14 protein-coding genes are annotated in these 17,193 nt (G+C 68.6%); 13 read left to right on the forward strand and 1 reads right to left on the reverse strand.

Annotation, left to right across the window (positions count from 1 at the left end; translation table 11 throughout):
• Positions 1-140: 140 nt before the first annotated feature.
• From E0H45_RS37315 to E0H45_RS37360, 10 genes are all read left to right on the forward strand, one after another.
• Positions 141-1,727, forward strand: a complete 1,587-nt coding sequence (locus tag E0H45_RS37315; protein ID WP_131346608.1) for a peptide ABC transporter substrate-binding protein — start codon at positions 141-143, stop codon at positions 1,725-1,727.
• Complete coding sequence (locus E0H45_RS37320; protein WP_131346610.1) at positions 1,727-3,103, forward strand: M14 family zinc carboxypeptidase; 1,377 nt, start codon at positions 1,727-1,729, stop codon at positions 3,101-3,103. The genes E0H45_RS37315 and E0H45_RS37320 overlap by 1 nt, the downstream gene beginning before the upstream one ends.
• Positions 3,103-4,029, forward strand: a complete 927-nt coding sequence (locus tag E0H45_RS37325) for an ABC transporter permease (RefSeq protein WP_131346612.1) — start codon at positions 3,103-3,105, stop codon at positions 4,027-4,029. Before E0H45_RS37320 ends, E0H45_RS37325 begins: the two co-directional genes overlap by 1 nt.
• Entirely contained in the window at positions 4,022-4,903 is an 882-nt protein-coding gene (locus tag E0H45_RS37330; protein ID WP_131346614.1) for an ABC transporter permease, read from the forward strand. Before E0H45_RS37325 ends, E0H45_RS37330 begins: the two co-directional genes overlap by 8 nt.
• Entirely contained in the window at positions 4,903-6,351 is a 1,449-nt protein-coding gene (locus E0H45_RS37335; protein ID WP_131346616.1) for a serine hydrolase domain-containing protein, read from the forward strand. Before E0H45_RS37330 ends, E0H45_RS37335 begins: the two co-directional genes overlap by 1 nt.
• Entirely contained in the window at positions 6,344-6,865 is a 522-nt protein-coding gene (locus tag E0H45_RS37340; protein ID WP_131346619.1) for a GbsR/MarR family transcriptional regulator, read from the forward strand. The genes E0H45_RS37335 and E0H45_RS37340 overlap by 8 nt, the downstream gene beginning before the upstream one ends.
• Complete coding sequence (locus E0H45_RS37345) at positions 6,862-8,484, forward strand: dipeptide ABC transporter ATP-binding protein (RefSeq protein ID WP_131346621.1); 1,623 nt, start codon at positions 6,862-6,864, stop codon at positions 8,482-8,484. Before E0H45_RS37340 ends, E0H45_RS37345 begins: the two co-directional genes overlap by 4 nt.
• A 177-nt stretch (positions 8,485-8,661) precedes the next feature.
• Positions 8,662-10,335, forward strand: a complete 1,674-nt coding sequence (locus tag E0H45_RS37350) for a coenzyme B12-dependent isobutyryl-CoA mutase large subunit (protein WP_131346623.1) — start codon at positions 8,662-8,664, stop codon at positions 10,333-10,335.
• On the forward strand, positions 10,256-12,052 hold the full coding sequence (locus E0H45_RS37355) for an NAD-binding protein (protein WP_131346625.1): 1,797 nt from the start codon (positions 10,256-10,258) through the stop codon (positions 12,050-12,052). The genes E0H45_RS37350 and E0H45_RS37355 overlap by 80 nt, the downstream gene beginning before the upstream one ends.
• A gap of 172 nt (positions 12,053-12,224) precedes the next feature.
• Entirely contained in the window at positions 12,225-13,034 is an 810-nt protein-coding gene (locus E0H45_RS37360) for a tetratricopeptide repeat protein (protein ID WP_238155613.1), read from the forward strand.
• On the opposite strand, the gene E0H45_RS37365 is transcribed toward E0H45_RS37360, so the two are convergent.
• Positions 13,031-13,477, reverse strand: a complete 447-nt coding sequence (locus E0H45_RS37365) for a MarR family winged helix-turn-helix transcriptional regulator (RefSeq protein WP_202872707.1) — start codon at positions 13,475-13,477, stop codon at positions 13,031-13,033. The two genes, E0H45_RS37360 and E0H45_RS37365, sit on opposite strands and share 4 nt — an antisense overlap.
• A gap of 99 nt (positions 13,478-13,576) precedes the next feature.
• Here E0H45_RS37365 and E0H45_RS37370 point away from each other — a divergent pair, with 99 nt between their 5' ends.
• From E0H45_RS37370 to E0H45_RS37380, 3 genes are all read left to right on the forward strand, one after another.
• A complete protein-coding gene (locus tag E0H45_RS37370; protein WP_202872708.1) occupies positions 13,577-14,620 on the forward strand; it encodes an SMP-30/gluconolactonase/LRE family protein in 1,044 nt (347 codons plus the stop codon).
• Between the two features lie 146 nt (positions 14,621-14,766).
• Positions 14,767-15,654: a MurR/RpiR family transcriptional regulator gene (locus E0H45_RS37375; RefSeq protein WP_131346630.1), complete on the forward strand. Its 888-nt coding sequence runs from the start codon at positions 14,767-14,769 to the stop codon at positions 15,652-15,654.
• 43 nt (positions 15,655-15,697) lie between these two features.
• A complete protein-coding gene (locus tag E0H45_RS37380) occupies positions 15,698-17,134 on the forward strand; it encodes a hypothetical protein (RefSeq protein WP_238155614.1) in 1,437 nt (478 codons plus the stop codon).
• Positions 17,135-17,193: the final 59 nt, after the last annotated feature.

Below are 17,193 nucleotides of genomic sequence, written 5' to 3' on the forward strand. Positions count from 1 at the left end.
CTTGTGTTACGCCTGCGCTAAAAGTTCATTTCCTACTGAAACTTCCCAAGTTTCCCTATTGCCAGGTAGTGGGATCGGCGTCCAGGATCGGAGACGAGTCGGCCACCCCTGCAGGCCGGCACACGTCCCTGGAGGACCTCATGAAGCGTGCTGCCGCTGTTCTCCTCGCCGCCACCGTGGCCCTGGCCGGCTGCTCCGGCGGCGGCGACTCCGGGTCGGCCGATGGCGCGACGAAGTCGATCTCGTTCGCCGTCTCCGACCCGGTGACCCTCAACCCCGGTCGCCAGACGATCGCGTTCGCCCAGGTCAAGGAGCTGTTCGCGAGCCTGACCTTCGTCAAGAGCGACGGATCGGTGACCTATCTGAACGCGGAGTCGGTGAAGTCGTCCGACGCCGTGCACTGGACCGTCAAGCTGCGCCCGGGCTGGACCTTCCACAACGGTGAGAAGGTCACCGCCGAGAGCTACGTGAAGGCGTGGAACACCGTCGCCTACGGCCCGAACGCCTGGGAGAACAGCGGCCAGCTGGTCAACATCGCCGGGTACGACGCCCTGAACCCGGCCAAGGGCAAGCCCACGACCACGCAACTGTCCGGCCTCAAGGTGGTCGACGACCTCACCTTCACGGTCACCTTGAAGAGCCCGGACGGCCAGTTCCCCGTGCAGCTCTCGCAGGCGCAGAGCGGGTTCTTCCCGCTGCCGGAAGCGGCGTACAAGGACTTCGATGCCTTCGGCAAGCAGCCGATCGGCAACGGGCCGTTCCAGATGGTCGGCAGCTACACCGAGAACGAGCCGATGACGGTCAAGCGGTACGACGCGTACCAGGGCCCGAAGCCCACGGTCGACGAGATCGTCTTCAAGCCGTACACCGACATGACCACGGCCTACACCGACGTACAGGCCGGCAACACCGACATCCTGTTCGTGCCGGCGGCCCGAATGGCGCAGGTGAAGAAGGACTTCGGCGACCGCGCGTACGTCTTCCAGGGCCTGGGCATGAACTACCTCGGTCTGCCGCTGTGGGACAAGCGCTACCAGGACGTCCGGGTGCGGCAGGCGATCTCGATGGCGATCGACCGGCAGGCCGTGAGCAACGTGATCTACGGCGGCATCTGGGAGCCCGCGACGGCGCTGACCCCGCCGGGTGAGCCGGGTACGCCGAAGGGCCTGTGCGGCGAGCTGTGCACGTTCAATCCGGCCAAGGCCAAGCAGCTCCTGGCCGAGGCCGGCGGCTTCAGCGGCACCATGGAGATCCGCTACCCGGGTGGCTCGGGCCTGGACGACCTCTACAACGCCTACGCCAACCAGCTCCGGCAGAACCTCGGGATCAAGGACGTCACCGCGACGCCGACCACCGACTTCCCGGAGTTCCAGAAGCTGCGCAACGACCAGAAGCTGAGCGGCCCGTACTTCTCCCGCTGGGGCGCCCTCTACGCCAGCCAGCAGAACACCCTGCGCTCCTTCTACACAAAGGCCGGCGGCTGCGTGAACTGCATCCCGTACTACACCCCGCAGGTCGAGCAGCTGCTCGCGAAGGCGGACGCGCAGGTCGACCCGCAGAAGGCGATCGAGGGGTACGTCGACGTACAGACGGCGATCCTGAAGGACTTCCCGGCGCCGCCGATGTTCTTCGAGAAGTACACGTACGCGACCTCGGACCGGATCGCCAAGCTGGCCGAGGGTGCGGGCAGCCTCGAGCTCGAGAACACCACGCTGGCGGACAACTGATGGCGGCTGTTGCCGACGGCCCGCTCCAGGCGATCCTGGAGCGGGCCCACCGCGTCCCCGACCTGACCCACTTCCCGGGCATCGACGAGATCACCGCGCGGCTGGACGCTCTGACCGACGCGCACCCCGACCTCGTCACCCGGCGCCGGATCGGTACGTCGAGACTCGGCGACCCGATCACCATGTACTCGATCGGCGACGGGCCGGACCAGGCCCTCGTGTACGCCGGCGTGCACCCGAACGAACCGATCGGGTTCTGGACCGCGATCCACCTCGCCGAGGACCTGTGCGCCGATCCGGAGCTCCGGGCGACGTGCCGCTGGAACATCATCGGCTGCATCGACCCCGACGGCACCCGCCTGAACGAAGGCTGGTTCGACGGCCCGTTCACCCGGGTCCACTACGGCGCCCACTTCCACCGGCCCGCTCCCGCTGAGCAGGTCGAGTGGTCGTTCCCGTTCCAGTACAAGAACGCGTACTTCGACCAGGTGCTGCCCGAGACACTCGCCCTGATGCGGGTGATTGACGAGCTGAAACCGATCATCGCCGTCTCGTTGCACAACACCGAGCTCGGCGGCGTCTACTACTACGTCACCCAGGAGCTCGAGGGGTACGTCGACGAGCTGCACGCGGTGGCAGCCTCCTTCGGATTGCCGCTCGACCTCGGTGAGCCCGAGACGCCCGTGGCCCGCCCGCTCGGGCCGGCGGTGTACGAGATGATCTCGGCCAAGGCGACGTACGACTATGCCGAGCGTCTGGGGCTGCCGACGCCGAGCGGATCGGGTGGCTCGTCAGCCGCGTACGCCGAACGGCACGGGACGGTCACGCTGGTCGCCGAGTTGCCGTACTGGACGCACCCCGCGGTGGACGACCAGTCGTCGACGGATGCGCCGTACGGACAGGTGCTCGCGGACGCGGCGGATGAGCTCGAGCGGAATCTGCGGGAGATGGACGAGATCTTCCAGCAGGTCCGGCCGTACTTGTCGGACGATTCGCAGCTGGTCCGCGGGATCACCGCGTTCCTGCCGTACCTGTTCCGGCGGCCGGAGCGCGACCGGCGGCGAGCGGCCGAGATCGACCCAAGCCGGCGCGCGACCGTCGCGGAGGCGTTCGGCCTGCCTGACACCAACCGTATGTTCCGGCTCCGGTACGGCGGGATGCTGGTCCGCGCCGTCGAGGGAGAGATCGCTCGCGGCAGCGCTGCGGCCGCACTTCATGGACCGGCCAAGCGGCTTCGCGAGCTCTACCGCGGATGGCAGGACGAGGCCGCGTCACTCGACACGCAGCTGCGGACGATCCCGATCAAGGATCTGGTCGGGGTGCAGTACGCCGCCGCGCTCGCACTGCTGGACGCGGTGCGGAGGCGGGCCGACTGATGGCGCGGTTCACGATCCGGCGGTTGATCGAACTGGTGCTGGTGTTCTTCGGCGTCACGTTCGCCATCTACGCGGCGGTCTTCGCGTTGCCCGGTGACCCGATCTCCAGCCTCGGCGGCGATCAGCCGCTGTCGCCGGCGGTGGTCGAACGGATCCGGAATCTGTACCACCTCAACGATCCGCTCTGGTCGCAGTACCTGCGCTACCTCGGCCATCTGCTCACCGGCGACCTGGGCGTCGACTTCCGCGGCCGATCGGTGGCCGAGCGGCTGGCGAGCCGCTGGCCGGTGACGATCCGGCTGGCGCTGACGGCCTGGGTGATCCAGGTGGTGATCGGCGTCGGCCTCGGTCTGGTCGCCGGACTGCGGAAGAACACCTGGATCGATCGCGGTGTGCTGATCCTGACGATCCTGATCGCGTCGGTGCCGATCTTCGTGATGGCGGTGACGGCGCAGCTCGTGTTCGGCGTGAAGCTGTCGCTGCTGCCGATCGCGGGCGTGACGGACGGCTGGCCGACGTCGTACTTGCTGCCGGCAACGGTTCTGGCGATCTACGGCCTGGCCGCGGTGGCGCGGCTGACCCGGGGGAGCGTGGTGGACACGATGAGCTCCGACTTCGTCCGCGCGCTGTGGGCCAAGGGGTTGTCCCGGCGCCGGGTCATCGGCGTGCATGTACTGCGGAACTCGGCGATCCCGGTGCTGACGTATCTCGCGATCGATCTGGGCGCGTTGCTCGGCGGCGCTGTCGTGACGGAAGGCATCTTCAACCTGCCGGGCGTCGGTCAGTTGCTGTTCGAGTCGATCCGGGTGCACGAAGGACCGACGGTGGTCGGCATCGCGACCGCCCTGATCCTGATCTTCCTGCTGACCAGCCTCGTCGTCGACCTGCTCAACTCCCTCCTCGACCCGAGGATCCGCCATGACTGATGCAGTGCTCGCCCGGACTCTCGACGAGGACGTGATTGCGCGCCGCGGTGTCTGGGTAACCGTCCGCCGCCGCGTGCTCTTCTGGCTACCGCTAGCAGTGCTAGCGGTTCTGCTGCTGATGGCGATCGTCCCGCAGTTGTTCAGCAGCGCCGACCCGCGCGCCTGCGACATCTCCGCCAGCGCGCGCCCGTCCTCACCCGGCCATCCGTTCGGCCAGGACCTCCAGGGCTGCGACGTCTACGCGAACGTCGTACACGGCGCCCGCGCGTCGCTGTCCGTCGGCCTGGTGTGCACGTTGATCGCCCTGGTGATCGCCGTCGGCGTCGGAACGGTCGCCGGGTACGTCGGCGGCTGGGCGGATTCGATCCTGGCCCGGCTGACCGACGTCTTCCTCGGCTTCCCGTTCCTGCTCGGTGCGATCGTCGTACTGAACAGCCTCGGCAAGCGGTCGGTCCTGTCGGTGTCGCTCGTCCTCGCGGTGTTCTCCTGGCCGACCCTGGCCCGGATGGTCCGTACGACGGTCCGCGCGACCCGGGACGCGGAGTACGTCCAGGCCGCGAAGGCGATGGGGTTCCCGACCACCCGGATCCTCAGCCACTACGTGCTGCCGAACTCGATCGGCCCGGTGCTCGCGGTCGCCACGCTGACCGTCGGCGGTGTGATCGTCGCCGAGTCGACCCTGACCTTCCTCGGCCTCGGTCTGCGGGCGCCGTCGATCTCGTGGGGCCTGCAACTCGCCACCGCGCAGTCGCGCTTCCAGCAGGCGCCGCACACACTGATCTACCCGGCGATCTTCCTCGCCGCGACGGTACTGAGCCTGATCACCCTCGGCGACGTGCTCCGCGACGCGGTGAACCCGAAGGGACGCTCCTGATGACCACACTCGACAGAACGGACGCCGCCTTGTTCGACGCAGCTATTGCCAGGGAAGCCGCACCGGCCATCGAGAGCTGGCTGGAGTACCAGCGTGGCTATCTGCGCACGCCGGGAGTCCAGGCGGCGATCCGGGTCGGTGACGAGCTCATCCTCTCGACCGCCCTCGGTCACAGCGACGAGGTCGCCGGTACGCCGCTGCGCACGGACCACCTGTTCCGGATCGCGTCGCACAGCAAGACGTTCACGGCGACCTCGATCCTGCAGCTGGTCGAACAAGGCAAGGTCCGCCTGGACGACCCGATCGATACCTATGTCCCCGAGCTGGACGGGAGTGCCTTGGCGCCGGTCACCGTGCGCGAGTTGCTCGGTCATCAAGCAGGCGTGATCCGGGACGGCGTGGACAAGGACTACTGGCAGCTGATGGATCCGTTCCCGGACCGGGACGGGCTGATCGAGCTTTGCCGGTCTGCTGGGCAGGTGTTCGAGCGCAACGAGTACTTCAAGTACACGAACATCGGGTACTCGCTGCTCGGCCTGGTGATCGAGTCCGCGAGCGGGTCGTCATACGGCGATTACGTCGCGGCGAACATCGTGGATCGGCTCGGACTGACCAACACGGGCGCCGAGTGGGAGCGTGCGCGGGCCGGTGAGTACGCCGGCGGTCATACCGGGCTGCTCGACGGGAACGACGTACGCGAGGTCATCCCGCACGTGGACACCCGCGCGATGGCGGCGGCCACCGGGTTCTACTCCACCGCCGAGGACCTGGCCGTCTACGGTGCCGCGCATTTCTTCGGGGCGGACCAGCTGATCGGTGACGCGAGCAAGCGGCTGCTGCAGCGGGACGAGAGCCTGGTGAACGCCAACGGGCGCGAGATCGGCCGCTACGGACTCGGCATGGACATCATCACGATCGGCGGACGGCGGCTGGTCGGGCACAGCGGCGGGTACCCGGGCCACATCACCCGGACCTTCATCGACCCCGCCGACCAGATCGTCGTGTCGGTCCTCACCAACTGCATCGGCGGGCCGGCGGGCGTCCTGGCCACGGGTGTGGTCAAGCTGCTGAACCTCGCGGCCGAACCGCCGGCCGGTACCCGGGTGCCGAGCGACATCGACGCCCGGCGGTTCTGCGGGAACTTCGCGAACCTGATGGGCGTGCTCAGCATCGCGCTGCTCGGCGGGCGCCTGGTCGCGTTCTTCCCGGCCGCACCGGATCCGGTCGACAGCTACGAGGAGCTCCAGGTCGTCGACGAGAACACGCTGGCCGTCGTACCTTCGGCGGGGTTCGGATCGATCGGCGAGAAGGTGGAGTTCACCTGGGACGCGGACGGCCGGCCGTCGCTGGTCCGGTACGGCGGAAGCTCACGCTGGCCGGTCGAGGCGTTCCGGAAACGCCGTACGGCGCAGATCGCGGGAGCCATTCTGGGAGGTCGGGATGAGTGACGAGACGATGCCTGACGACGCGTGGGAGGAGGACTCGCGCCGCGCGGACTTCGTCGAGCAGTTCGCCCTGCTGAGAGAGCTGGCGGGCTCGCCCCGGATGGAGGGGCGCGTCCTCGGCTACCTGATGGTGAGCAACAAGCCGTACGTCGCATCGGCCGAACTGACCCGGGCGTTGTCGGCGAGTGCCGGCTCGATCTCGAGCGCGACCCGGCGGCTGATCGATCTCGGGTTCATCGTGCGGCACGCCGTACCGGGTGATCGCAACCACTACTTCAAGGTGGAGGACGACGTCTGGGGGAGCTTCCTGGCGGGGGAGCGGCGGTCGCTCGGCAGACAGCAGCGGCTGTTCGACGACATGCTCGCCGAGCTTCCCGAGGGGATGCCCGGTCCGGCCAAGCGACTGCGGAACGCGCGCAACTACTTCGAGTGGCTGGCGTCGTACCACCGCAAGATGCTCGCTGACTGGCAGGAACACCGCGACAAGCTCGAAGCGGATCAGGGGGACAGCGAGTGAGCGACGAGGTCCTGCGGTTCGAGGAGCTGACGGTCGACTTCACCGTCGGCGGTACGACGCAGCGCGCGGTCGACGGGGTCAGCTTCGGGGTCCGGGCGGGCGAGGTGCTCGCGGTCGTGGGTGAGTCGGGGTCCGGGAAGAGCGTCACCGCGCTAGCAGCGCTAGGTCTGCTGCCCTCGAACGCGCGGGCAGGCGGGCGGATCAGCTTCGGCGGCGCCGACGTACTGGAGATGTCGCGGGCCGAACTCACCGCGCTCCGTGGGCGGCGGATCGCGATGATCTTCCAGGACCCGTCCGGGGCGCTCGATCCGGTGTTCACGATCGGGGCACAGCTGGTCGAGATGATCCGCACGCACCAGCCGTCGCTGTCGCGGGGCGCGGCGCGGGAGCGGGCGATCGAGTTGCTGCGGATGGTCGAGATCCCCGAGAACCGGCTGAAGTACTACCCGCACCAGTTGTCCGGAGGCCAGTGCCAGCGGGTGATGATCGCGATCGCGCTGGCGTGCGACCCGGAACTCCTGATCGCGGACGAGCCGACCACGGCCCTCGACGTGACCGTGCAGCAGGAGGTGCTCGACGTACTGCTTGCGATGCGGTCGAAGATCTCCGGGGCGATCATGATCATCACCCATGACATGGGCGTGGTCGCGGACGTGGCCGACCGGGTCGTTGTGATGCGCAAGGGCGCGGTGGTCGAGACGGCCGACGTACACGAGCTGTTCGACCACCCGACGCAGGAATACACCCAGGCCCTGCTGGACGCTGTGCCGCGGGGCGGCCCACGCGAGTCGACTTCTGTGGACGCGGACGTTGCGGCGCTGCGGATCGACGATCTCGTGGTCGAGTACCGCGGTCGCCGGGGCCGGACGGTGCAGGCGGTAGGTCACGTGGATCTGCTGCTGAATCCGGGTGAGGTCGTCGGTCTGGTCGGTGAGTCCGGATCCGGGAAGTCCACGATCGGCAAAGCGGTGCTCGGTCTCGCACCGATCACCTCCGGCGAGGTCCACGTCGCCGGACAGGCGCTCACCTCCTCGTCGGCGTCCGACCTGCGCAAGACCCGTGCCCGGATCGGCGTCGTGTTCCAGAACCCGGCCGGCTCGCTGAACCCGCGCGGCACCATCGGGCAGTCCGTCGGCGAGCCGCTCGCGGTCCATGGCGGCGTCCGTGGCGCCGAGCTCCGTCGCCGGGTCGAGGAGCTGCTCGACAGTGTCGAGCTGCCGGGGGCGTGGGCCGGGCGGTACCCGCACGAGTTGTCCGGCGGTCAGCGTCAGCGGGTGTCGATCGCGCGGGCGATCTCGCTCGATCCCGGGTTGCTGATCGCCGACGAGCCCACGTCCGCACTCGACGTCTCGGTGCAGGCCACCGTGCTCGAGTTGCTCCGCTCGCTGCAGGACCGGCTGCACTTCGCCTGCCTGTTCATCAGCCACGACCTCGCCGTGGTCGACCAGGTCTGCGACCGCGTCGCCGTGATGAGCCAGGGCCGCCTGGTCGAGCAGGGCGACCGCGAGTCCGTCCTCCGCGCACCCCAGGACCCCTACACCGTCCGCCTCCTGGAGGCGGCGCCCGTCCCGGACCCCCGCGAACAGTCGCGTCGGCGCGGGCTCAGGTTGGCTGGGTAGGGCCGGATCTCCAGGCCATCACAATCGCGGTCTCGCCGACCCGTCCCGCGGGAGGAGCGCCGAGTCGGTCGATTGTGATGGCCTGGGCGTCCGCGCCGGTTGGAAAAGCGTCCGAGGCGGTTGGAAATAGTTGGACGTCCTAGTATTTTGGGACCAGTTCCCGAGGAGGTCTGACTGATGGATGCCGAGCAGATTGCGGCCGGCCGGAGCCGGTGGCAGCAGCGGTACGACGCCGCGCGCAAGCGGGAGGCGGACTTCACCACGCTGTCCGGCACCGAGGTCGAGCCGGTGTACGGGCCGCCCGAGGGCGTCGTCGACCCGCGGATGGAGCGGATCGGCTGGCCGGGGGAGTTCCCGTTCACCCGCGGTCTGTACGCGACCGGGTACCGCGGCCGGACCTGGACGATCCGCCAGTTCGCCGGTTTCGGGAACGCGGAGCAGACCAACGAGCGCTACCGGATGATCCTCAACGGTGGCGGCGGCGGTCTGTCGGTCGCGTTCGACATGCCGACGCTGATGGGGCGCGATTCCGATGAGCCGAAGTCGCTCGGCGAGGTCGGCCATTGCGGCGTCGCGATCGACTCGGCCGTCGACATGGACCGGCTGTTCAAGGACATCCCGCTGCAGGACGTCACCACGTCGATGACGATCTCCGGCCCCGCCGTGCCGGCGTTCTGCATGTACCTGGTCGCCGCCGAGCGCCAGGGCGCGGACATCTCCAAGCTGAACGGGACGCTGCAGACCGACATCTTCAAGGAGTACATCGCGCAGAAGGAGTGGCTGTTCCCGCCGGAGCCGCACCTGCGCCTGATCGGCGACCTGATGGAGTACTGCGCGACGACGATCCCGGCGTACAAGCCGCTGAGCGTCTCCGGCTACCACATCCGCGAGGCCGGCTCGACCGCCGCGCAGGAGCTCGCCTACACGCTCGCCGACGGCTTCGGGTACGTCGAGCTCGGGCTCTCCCGCGGACTCGACGTCGACGTGTTCGCGCCGGGCCTGTCGTTCTTCTTCGACAGCCACCTGGACTTCTTCGAGGAGATCGCGAAGTTCCGGGCCGCCCGCCGGATCTGGGCGCGCTGGCTGCGGGACGTGTACGGCGCCAAGACCGACAAGGCGCAGTGGCTCCGGTTCCACACGCAGACGGCCGGGGTGTCGCTCACGGCGCAGCAGCCGTACAACAACGTCGTACGGACGGCTGTCGAGGCGCTGGCCGCCGTACTCGGCGGGACGAACTCGCTGCACACCAACGCGCTCGACGAGACGCTGGCGCTGCCGAGTGAGGAGTCGGCCGAGATCGCGCTGCGGACTCAGTCGGTGCTGATGGAGGAGATCGGCATCACGAACGTCGCCGACCCGCTCGGCGGGTCCTGGTACGTCGAGGCGCTGACCGACGCGATCGAGGCCGAGGCCGAGGCGATCTTCGCGCGGATCAAGGAGATGAGCCCGGACGAGACGATGACCGGCGGCATCCTGCGCGGGATCGAGGACGGCTGGTTCATGGCCGAGATCGCCGACGCCGCGTTCGAGTACCAGCAGAAGCTCGAGAAGAGCGAGAAGAAGATCGTCGGCGTCAACACGCTCACCGACACCGTGTCCGGCGAGCTGGAGATCCTCCGGGTCTCGCACGAGGTCGAGGTCGAGCAGTGCCGCGTCCTCGCGGAACGCAAGGCGCACCGCGACGAGGACCGGGTACGGCGTACGCTGTCGGCTCTGGTGGAGGCGGCCAGGGGCACTGGCAACCTGATCGAGCCCATGCTGGAGGCAGTGCGTGCGGAGGCCACGATGGGGGAAATCTGTCACGTTCTTCGGGAACAGTGGGGAGAGTACCGAGAGCCCGCCCGATTCTGAGGAGCCGCCACCGTCCGGGCGAGAGGCCTCCGGCGCGGCCGATTCCTCGGACGGACGGCGAGTGGTGGTCTGCGGTTCGGACCGCACGATGCTGCGGGTGGTCACCGAGCTGGTGAGTTCGGGCGAACGGGTGACCGCGATCGTCAACCCCGCCTCCCGTCACTACGACCGCATCGGTGAGCTCGGCGCGACCGTGATGGGCGCGCGGGTGATCAGCGAGTCGTTGCTGCGGCGGGCCGGGGTCGACGCCGCCGACGACGGTACGCCGTCCACCGCGCGCGCACTGGTCCTCCTGGACACCGACGACGTCCACAACGTGCACACCGCGCTGACCGCGCGGGACATGGATCCGGAGCTGCGGATCGTCGTACAGATGGTGAATCCGCGGCTGAGCAAACAGCTCAACAGCCTGCTCGGCGACTGCGTGGTGATCAACGGGCCGTCGCTGGCCGCGCCCGCGTTCGTCTCGGACGCGCTGGAGGACGACGAGCTGACCTGGATGGAGCTCGGCGGTCGGCGGGTGGTCGTGGGACAGGCCGACCTGATCGGCGAACCGCATCTGACGGTGCTCGCGGACACGACCTCGTCCGCGACGCCGCAGCTGTTGCCGATGGCCAGCGCCGACCCGGACGGTGACATCGTGCTCGGCACCGGCGTACGGACGATCTGGCCCAGCCGCGACGTACGCCCGGCCGGCTGGTTCATGGCGCTCCGCGACATCCTCGACAGCCGGGTCCGGAAGATCGCCGCGGTGATGGCGTTCCTGGTCGCGGCCGGTACGGCGGTCATCCACTTCGTCGGTGGGATCGAGTGGTGGCGGGCGGTGTACATGGCCGCCGGCGCGGTGACGTCGGCGGGCATCGAGGACAACGCGTTCTCCGACGCCGACCCTTGGGTGAAGGTCGCCGCTGTGGTGGTGCAGCTGACCGGGATCGTGCTGATGGCGTTGCTGACCGCCGTCGTGGTCGACTCGCTGATCGGCGCGCGGCTGTCGCGCATCATCGGCGGTGTCCGGGGCCGGCCGCGCAACCATGTCGTCGTGTGCGGCCTCGGTACGGTCGGCGCGCGGGTGCTCGAGATTCTCACCGAGCGGGGCGTCGCGGTCGTCGGCGTCGATCAGGACGAGGACGCGCCCGGCATCCAGGTCGCGCACCGGCTGAAGATCCCGGTCGTGATCGGGGACAGCAGCAACGAGGAGACGCTGCGTTCGGCCGGCGTACAGCGGTGCCAGTCGGTGCTCGCGATCACCGACGGAGACATCACCAACCTGGAGTCGGCGATGGTGGCCCGGGACCTGAACCCGGAAGCCCGGATCACGATGCGGATGTTCGACCACGACCTGGCGCAGCGGGTCGAGCGGCGGCTGGGCCTCGGCCACAGCCGGTCGGTGTCGATGCTGGTGGCGCCGGCGATCGCCGCCGCGGTCGCGAACCGGCGCAAGCAGGTCACGATCCCGGCCGGCCGCCGCGTGCTGCTGCTGACCGAGGTGGCCGTCGAGCCCGGGTCGGTCGCCGACGGCCGGCGGCTCGGCGAACTGAACGAGGCCGAGGGGCTGCGAGTGCTCGCGCGGCAGGATCTGCACGGACCCTGGGAGTGGAGTCCGGCGTCCGAGCGGCCGGTCAAGGTGGGGACCCGATTGGCGGTCGCGGGGACCCGAGCAGGCCTCGCGCGGCTCCTGATGGTGACCCGGGCGCAGCGCAAGTCGGCCGCGTCGTAGAGGATGGACCTGTGAACGTACGGAGTGTGCACGGAATGCGAGGACAGTGGTGAGCCAGTCCAACTTCTCCCGTCCAGGGGCGGTCGACCTGTCGTCCCTCCGTAAACCGGCCGGTGCGCCTGGCGCTCCTGGTGCTCCTGGTGCTCCAGCGGGTGGCGCCACAGGTGCGTACGTGCTGGAGGTCGGCGAGGCCAACTTCCAGGCCGACGTCATCGAGCGCTCGCTCCAGGCTCCGGTCGTCGTCGAGCTGTATTCGCCGCGGTCGCAGGGCTCGAACGCCCTCGGTGCAGTGCTGGCGCAGCTGTCGACCGAGTACGCCGGGAAGTTCCTGCTGGCCCGGATCGACGTCGACGCGAACCCACAGGTCGCCCAGGCGTTCGGCGTACAGGCGGTGCCGGTCGTGATCGCCATCCTGCGGGGTCAGCCGGTGCCGCTGTTCCAGGGCGTCCTCGGTGAGCCCGAGGTCCGGCAGTACCTCGACCAGCTGCTGACGGTCGCGGTCGCGAACGGGATCACCGGGCGCGCCGAGCCGGTCGGTCCGGTGGCCGAGGCCGCTGAGGAGGAAGAGGCGCCGAACCCGCGGTACGAGAAGGCCGAGAACGCGGTCGGCGCGGGCGATCTGGACGGCGCGATCGCGGCGTACGAGGAGCTGCTGCAGGAGACGCCGAACGACGCCGAGGCGAAGTCCGGGCTGGCCCGGGTGCAGCTGGTGAAGCGTACGCAGGACGTGCCGGCCGATGTCCGGACGCGCGCGGCCGACAACCCGACCGACGTCGAGGCGCAGATGCTGGTGGCCGACGTGGACCTGATGGGCGGGCACGTGGACGACGCGTTCGCACGCCTGATCTCCACGGTCCAGGCGACCGCTGGGGACGAGCGGAATGCGGTCCGGCTGCACCTGCTCGAGCTCTTCGAGGTCGTCGGCGCCGACGACGAGCGGGTCGTCAAGGCCCGCCGCCGGTTGATGGCCGCCCTGTTCTAGGTCTTCAGGATCGGGTCTGTTGTCAGGGCCTGTGAGACCCGGGCGAGGAGGGTGCGGAGGGTCTCCGCCTCCTCCTCGCTGAAGGCGTCGGCCAGTCTGCGCTCGACGCCGGTTGCGCGCTTGTCCGCCTGTTCGAGAGCTTTCCGGCCCGCTGCGGTCGGGCGCGTCTCGATGACGTGTCGGTGCAGTGGGTGCGGTGTGCGCTCGATCAGGCCGGCCGACTCCAGGTTGCGCAGGATCGTCGTCATCGTCTGCGGCGTGACCAGGCATCGGCGGGCGAGCTCGGCGGCCGAGATTCCCGGCTGCTCGTCCAGGACGAACAGGGCGGCGTACTGCGGAACGGTGAGCCCGGCCGGCTTCACCGCGGCCGCCTTCGCTGCCTGCAGTTCCTGCTCGACCCGCTTGAGGTGACTCCCGAGCCGTTCGTCGAAGGACATCCGCATGGGGACCATCGTACGAACGACGTTGGTGATATATGCATTGACGACCATCAGAGCTCTGATTAGTGTCTGTGTTCGTATCCAACAGGAGAGAGGCCCTCCATGAGGTTCCGCGCCCCAATAACAGCCCTACTAACCCTGGCAACCGCCCTACCCGCAGCCACCATCACCACCGCCTTCTCCACCACAACCGCCACGGCTGCCGCCACGACCGGCACCACCACAGTCGCGTCGGCTCCTGCGGTGGGGCGCCGGGTTGTGCAGATTGACGGGCGGACGACTGATCGGTATCCGGAAGGGATCGCCTGGGATCCGACTCGGCGGGCGTTCCTGGTCGGGTCGATGGCGACCGGCCGGATCTCCGTGGTCGGCCGCGACGGCGTACCGCATCCGTTCGGCGTCGCACCCGGCGTCTCCACCTTCGGCCTGCATGTCGATGCCGTCCGCAACCGAGTGCTCGTCACGTACGCCGACATCGGCAACGGCGAGCGGTCATCGGAATCCACCACCTACAAGCAATCCGGCGTCGCCATCTATAACCTGCGCACCGGCCAACTCGAGCAGCGCGTCGACCTGAACACACCCCGCCTGAACCCGGCCGGCGGCCACCACGGCGTCAACGACCTGGCGATCGATGCCGCCGGCAACGCCTACGTCACCGACCCGGCATCCGACGCGATCTACAAGGTCACGCCGGCGGGCGCCGCAACCGTCCTGATCCGCGACGAGCGCCTGCGCAGCGACACGATCGGCGCCAACGGCATCGTCTGGCACCCGGCCGGCTACCTCCTGACGGTCCGCTACGACACCGGCACCTTGTTCCGCATCTCGCCGCGCGGTGAACTCAGTACCACTGGTCTGACCAGTGCACTGGTCGGCGGAGACGGCTTGGCTCTCACGCATGACGGTCGCCTGATCGCGATCACCAACAAGCTCGGTGCCCCCGGCGTCGAGCAGGCGACCGTGCTGAGCAGTCGCGACAACTACCGAACCGCACAGGTCCGATCGATCGAGCCATGGCCGGTCGCCGGTCCGACAACGGCCGCGGTCACGCCGTACGGCACCTATGTGCTGAGCGGGCGGATCGACGTACTGCTCGCCGGCGGCTCGTCGGACCAGTTCACCATCCGGAGGATGAGTCAGTGACTGGTCGGACCAGTTCACCATCCGGCGGATGAGAGTCGCTGACTGGTCGGACCAGTTCGCTGTTCGGCGGATGAGTCGGTGGCTGGCCGGAATCGGACAGTGTGAATCCTTGTAATTGCAGTTGAGGTGCTCTGAGAATTCTTTACATGAGCGCTGTCGAGTCGCCACCGCCGTCGCCGAGTCTCGAGGCGCGGATCCACGGCCTGCTGCCGGTGCTCAGCCCGGCGCAGGCGCGGATCGCCGCCGAGGTGCTCCGCGACCCGGCGGCGGTCGCCTCGTCGACGATCGGCCAGTTGGCGGCCCGCTGCGGTACGTCGCTGCCGAGCGTGACCCGGTTCTGCCTCGCGCTCGGTCTGTCCGGGTACGCCGAGTTGCGGCTGACATTGGCGGCCGAGAGTGGTCGGACCAGTCCGAGTTGGGAGCGGGGGACCGGCTCCGAGGTAGGTCCGGACGACTCGCTGGACGACGTACTCCGGACCCTGCTTCGCGCCGACACCCGCGCGCTCGAGGACACCGTCGCGGCGCTCGACGTCGACGCGCTCGGGCGGGCCGTCCGGGCGATCTCCGACGCGCGGCGGATCGATCTGTACGCCGTCGCGGGGTCGGCGTCCGTCGCCGAGGACCTGCGGCTGCGGCTGCACCGGATCGGGCGTAGCGCGAGCACCTGGAGCGACGTACACACCGCGCTGGCCAGTTCCGCGCTGCTCGGCACCGGGGATGTCGCGATCGGGATCTCGCACAGCGGCGAGACGATCGAGGTCCTGGAACCGATGACCCGGTCCGGCCGGCAGGGCGCGACGACTGTTGCCATCACCAACTATCCCCGGTCGCCGCTGGCCCGCGCGGCGGACATCGTTCTGGTCACCGCGGCCCGCGACGTCACCTTCCGCACCGGGGGACTGTCCGGGCGGCATGCCCAGATGATCGTCATGGACGCCATCTATCTCGGCGTCGCCCAACGCGACTATCCGCTGGCAGAACAGGCCTTCGACGCGACTGCCGACGCAGTGTCCACGCACCGGCAACGCTCCTGAACAACCCTCGCCACTCCGTTCGACCGCCTTTCGAAGGAGAGACATGCAGAGTCCGCACGAGATCCTCGGCCCCAGCCGTCGCAGCCTGCTGCTCGGCGCCACCGCCACCGCCCTCACCGCAGGAGCCGTAACTGCGGCATCCGCCGCCACAGCATCCGCCTCCACCACAGCGTCCGCTTCCGCAGGATCCGCGTCGGGTGCCGCTGCCGGTGCGGCTGCCGGTGCGACCGGCTCGGCTGCGGTCGCCGTACCGTCACCTGACACGTTGCCGTTGACGGGCGGGGCCGACTTCCCGATCGGGTTGTTCTGGCCGCCGCACCCGTATGCGAGTACGGCGGAACGGTTCGCCGAGATCAAGAACGCCGGGTTCGACTTCGTCATCTCCGGCAACTACGCCGGCGACGGCAACATCTTCCAGTACCAGCTCGGGCTCGCCCGCGACGCCGGCCTGAAGATGCTGATCTCCGACGACATCCAGATCCGCAACATGTCCCGCTGGTTCTCGATTTCTGACACCACGTCAGATTTCCTCAGCGTCACCCCGGCCGAGGCTGCCGCGCTCTACGTTCGGGCCCGCGACGCGTACGGTCCGTACTCTTCGCTGGCCGGTTTCAACTTCTACGACGAACCCGGCGCGGGCTGGTTCGCCACGCTGGCGAAGGCGTTGTCGATCTCCCGTGAGCTGGCGCCGCAACTGCTGCCGTACATCAACCTGTTCCCGTCCGACGACGCGTCGTACTACCGTGGCTTCGTCGATGTGGTGAAGCCGTCGCTGATCTCGTTCGACCGGTACCCGCTGCTCTCCGAGGGTCGCGAGGACGCGAACTACTTCCACAACTGGGCGATCGTCCGGGACGCCGCGCTGCACGGCGACATCCCGTCCTGGGTGTTCATCCAGACGCTTGCCTACAACAACCATCGCGAACCGACCGCGGCCGAGCTGCTCTGGCAGGTGAACATCAGCCTCGCGTACGGCGCGAAGGGCATCCAGTACTTCACCTACTGGACGCCCGAAGCTGCCCGGGGTGAAGGGTTCGGGCCGGCGCTGATCACCGTCGACGGGCAACGAACTTCGCGGTACGACGCGGCGAAACAGATCAACACCACCTGGCTGCACCAGGTCGGCCGCGAACTCAAGCCGCTCGTGTCCGAAACCGTGGAGCACGCCAACGAAACACCGCTGCCGAACGGAGCCGTCGGCTTCACCCCGACGAACCTGGTGTCGGGCATCACCGGCGATGCGGTCGTGGTCGGCACCTTCCGATCCCGGGACACCACGTCCGGCGATCGGTGGCTACTGGTCGCCAACCGCTCGCACAGCACGCGGGCGCGAGCAGTCGTATCGGTGAACGAACAAACGGTCGGCTCGATCGGAATCTTCCAACCGGCCCGCCAGAAATACACCCCACAACGCGTAGCCCCGATCCCCATCTCCCTGAACCCCGGCGCCGCAACCCTCCTAAAACTAACCACCAAGTAACCCACACGTCGGGGGTTGCCTCCTCAACTGGAGAGTTGCCCACGGAATCCCCACCGGGC

It is taken from the genome of Kribbella soli (assembly GCF_004331345.1).
GTDB classification, from domain to species: domain Bacteria; phylum Actinomycetota; class Actinomycetes; order Propionibacteriales; family Kribbellaceae; genus Kribbella; species Kribbella soli.

What these genes read in the sequence shown, in the direction of transcription:
- E0H45_RS37315 (WP_131346608.1), top strand. Translation starts at nt 141, where the DNA reads ATGAAGCGTGCTGCCGCTGTTCTCCTCGCCGCCACCGTGGCCCTGGCC.
- E0H45_RS37320 (WP_131346610.1), top strand. Translation starts at nt 1,727, where the DNA reads ATGGCGGCTGTTGCCGACGGCCCGCTCCAGGCGATCCTGGAGCGGGCC.
- E0H45_RS37325 (WP_131346612.1), top strand. Translation starts at nt 3,103, where the DNA reads ATGGCGCGGTTCACGATCCGGCGGTTGATCGAACTGGTGCTGGTGTTC.
- E0H45_RS37330 (WP_131346614.1), top strand. Translation starts at nt 4,022, where the DNA reads ATGACTGATGCAGTGCTCGCCCGGACTCTCGACGAGGACGTGATTGCG.
- E0H45_RS37335 (WP_131346616.1), top strand. Translation starts at nt 4,903, where the DNA reads ATGACCACACTCGACAGAACGGACGCCGCCTTGTTCGACGCAGCTATT.
- E0H45_RS37340 (WP_131346619.1), top strand. Translation starts at nt 6,344, where the DNA reads ATGAGTGACGAGACGATGCCTGACGACGCGTGGGAGGAGGACTCGCGC.
- E0H45_RS37350 (WP_131346623.1), top strand. Translation starts at nt 8,662, where the DNA reads ATGGATGCCGAGCAGATTGCGGCCGGCCGGAGCCGGTGGCAGCAGCGG.
- E0H45_RS37365 (WP_202872707.1), bottom strand. Translation starts at nt 13,477, where the DNA reads ATGCGGATGTCCTTCGACGAACGGCTCGGGAGTCACCTCAAGCGGGTC.
- E0H45_RS37370 (WP_202872708.1), top strand. Translation starts at nt 13,577, where the DNA reads ATGAGGTTCCGCGCCCCAATAACAGCCCTACTAACCCTGGCAACCGCC.
- E0H45_RS37375 (WP_131346630.1), top strand. Translation starts at nt 14,767, where the DNA reads ATGAGCGCTGTCGAGTCGCCACCGCCGTCGCCGAGTCTCGAGGCGCGG.
- E0H45_RS37380 (WP_238155614.1), top strand. Translation starts at nt 15,698, where the DNA reads ATGCAGAGTCCGCACGAGATCCTCGGCCCCAGCCGTCGCAGCCTGCTG.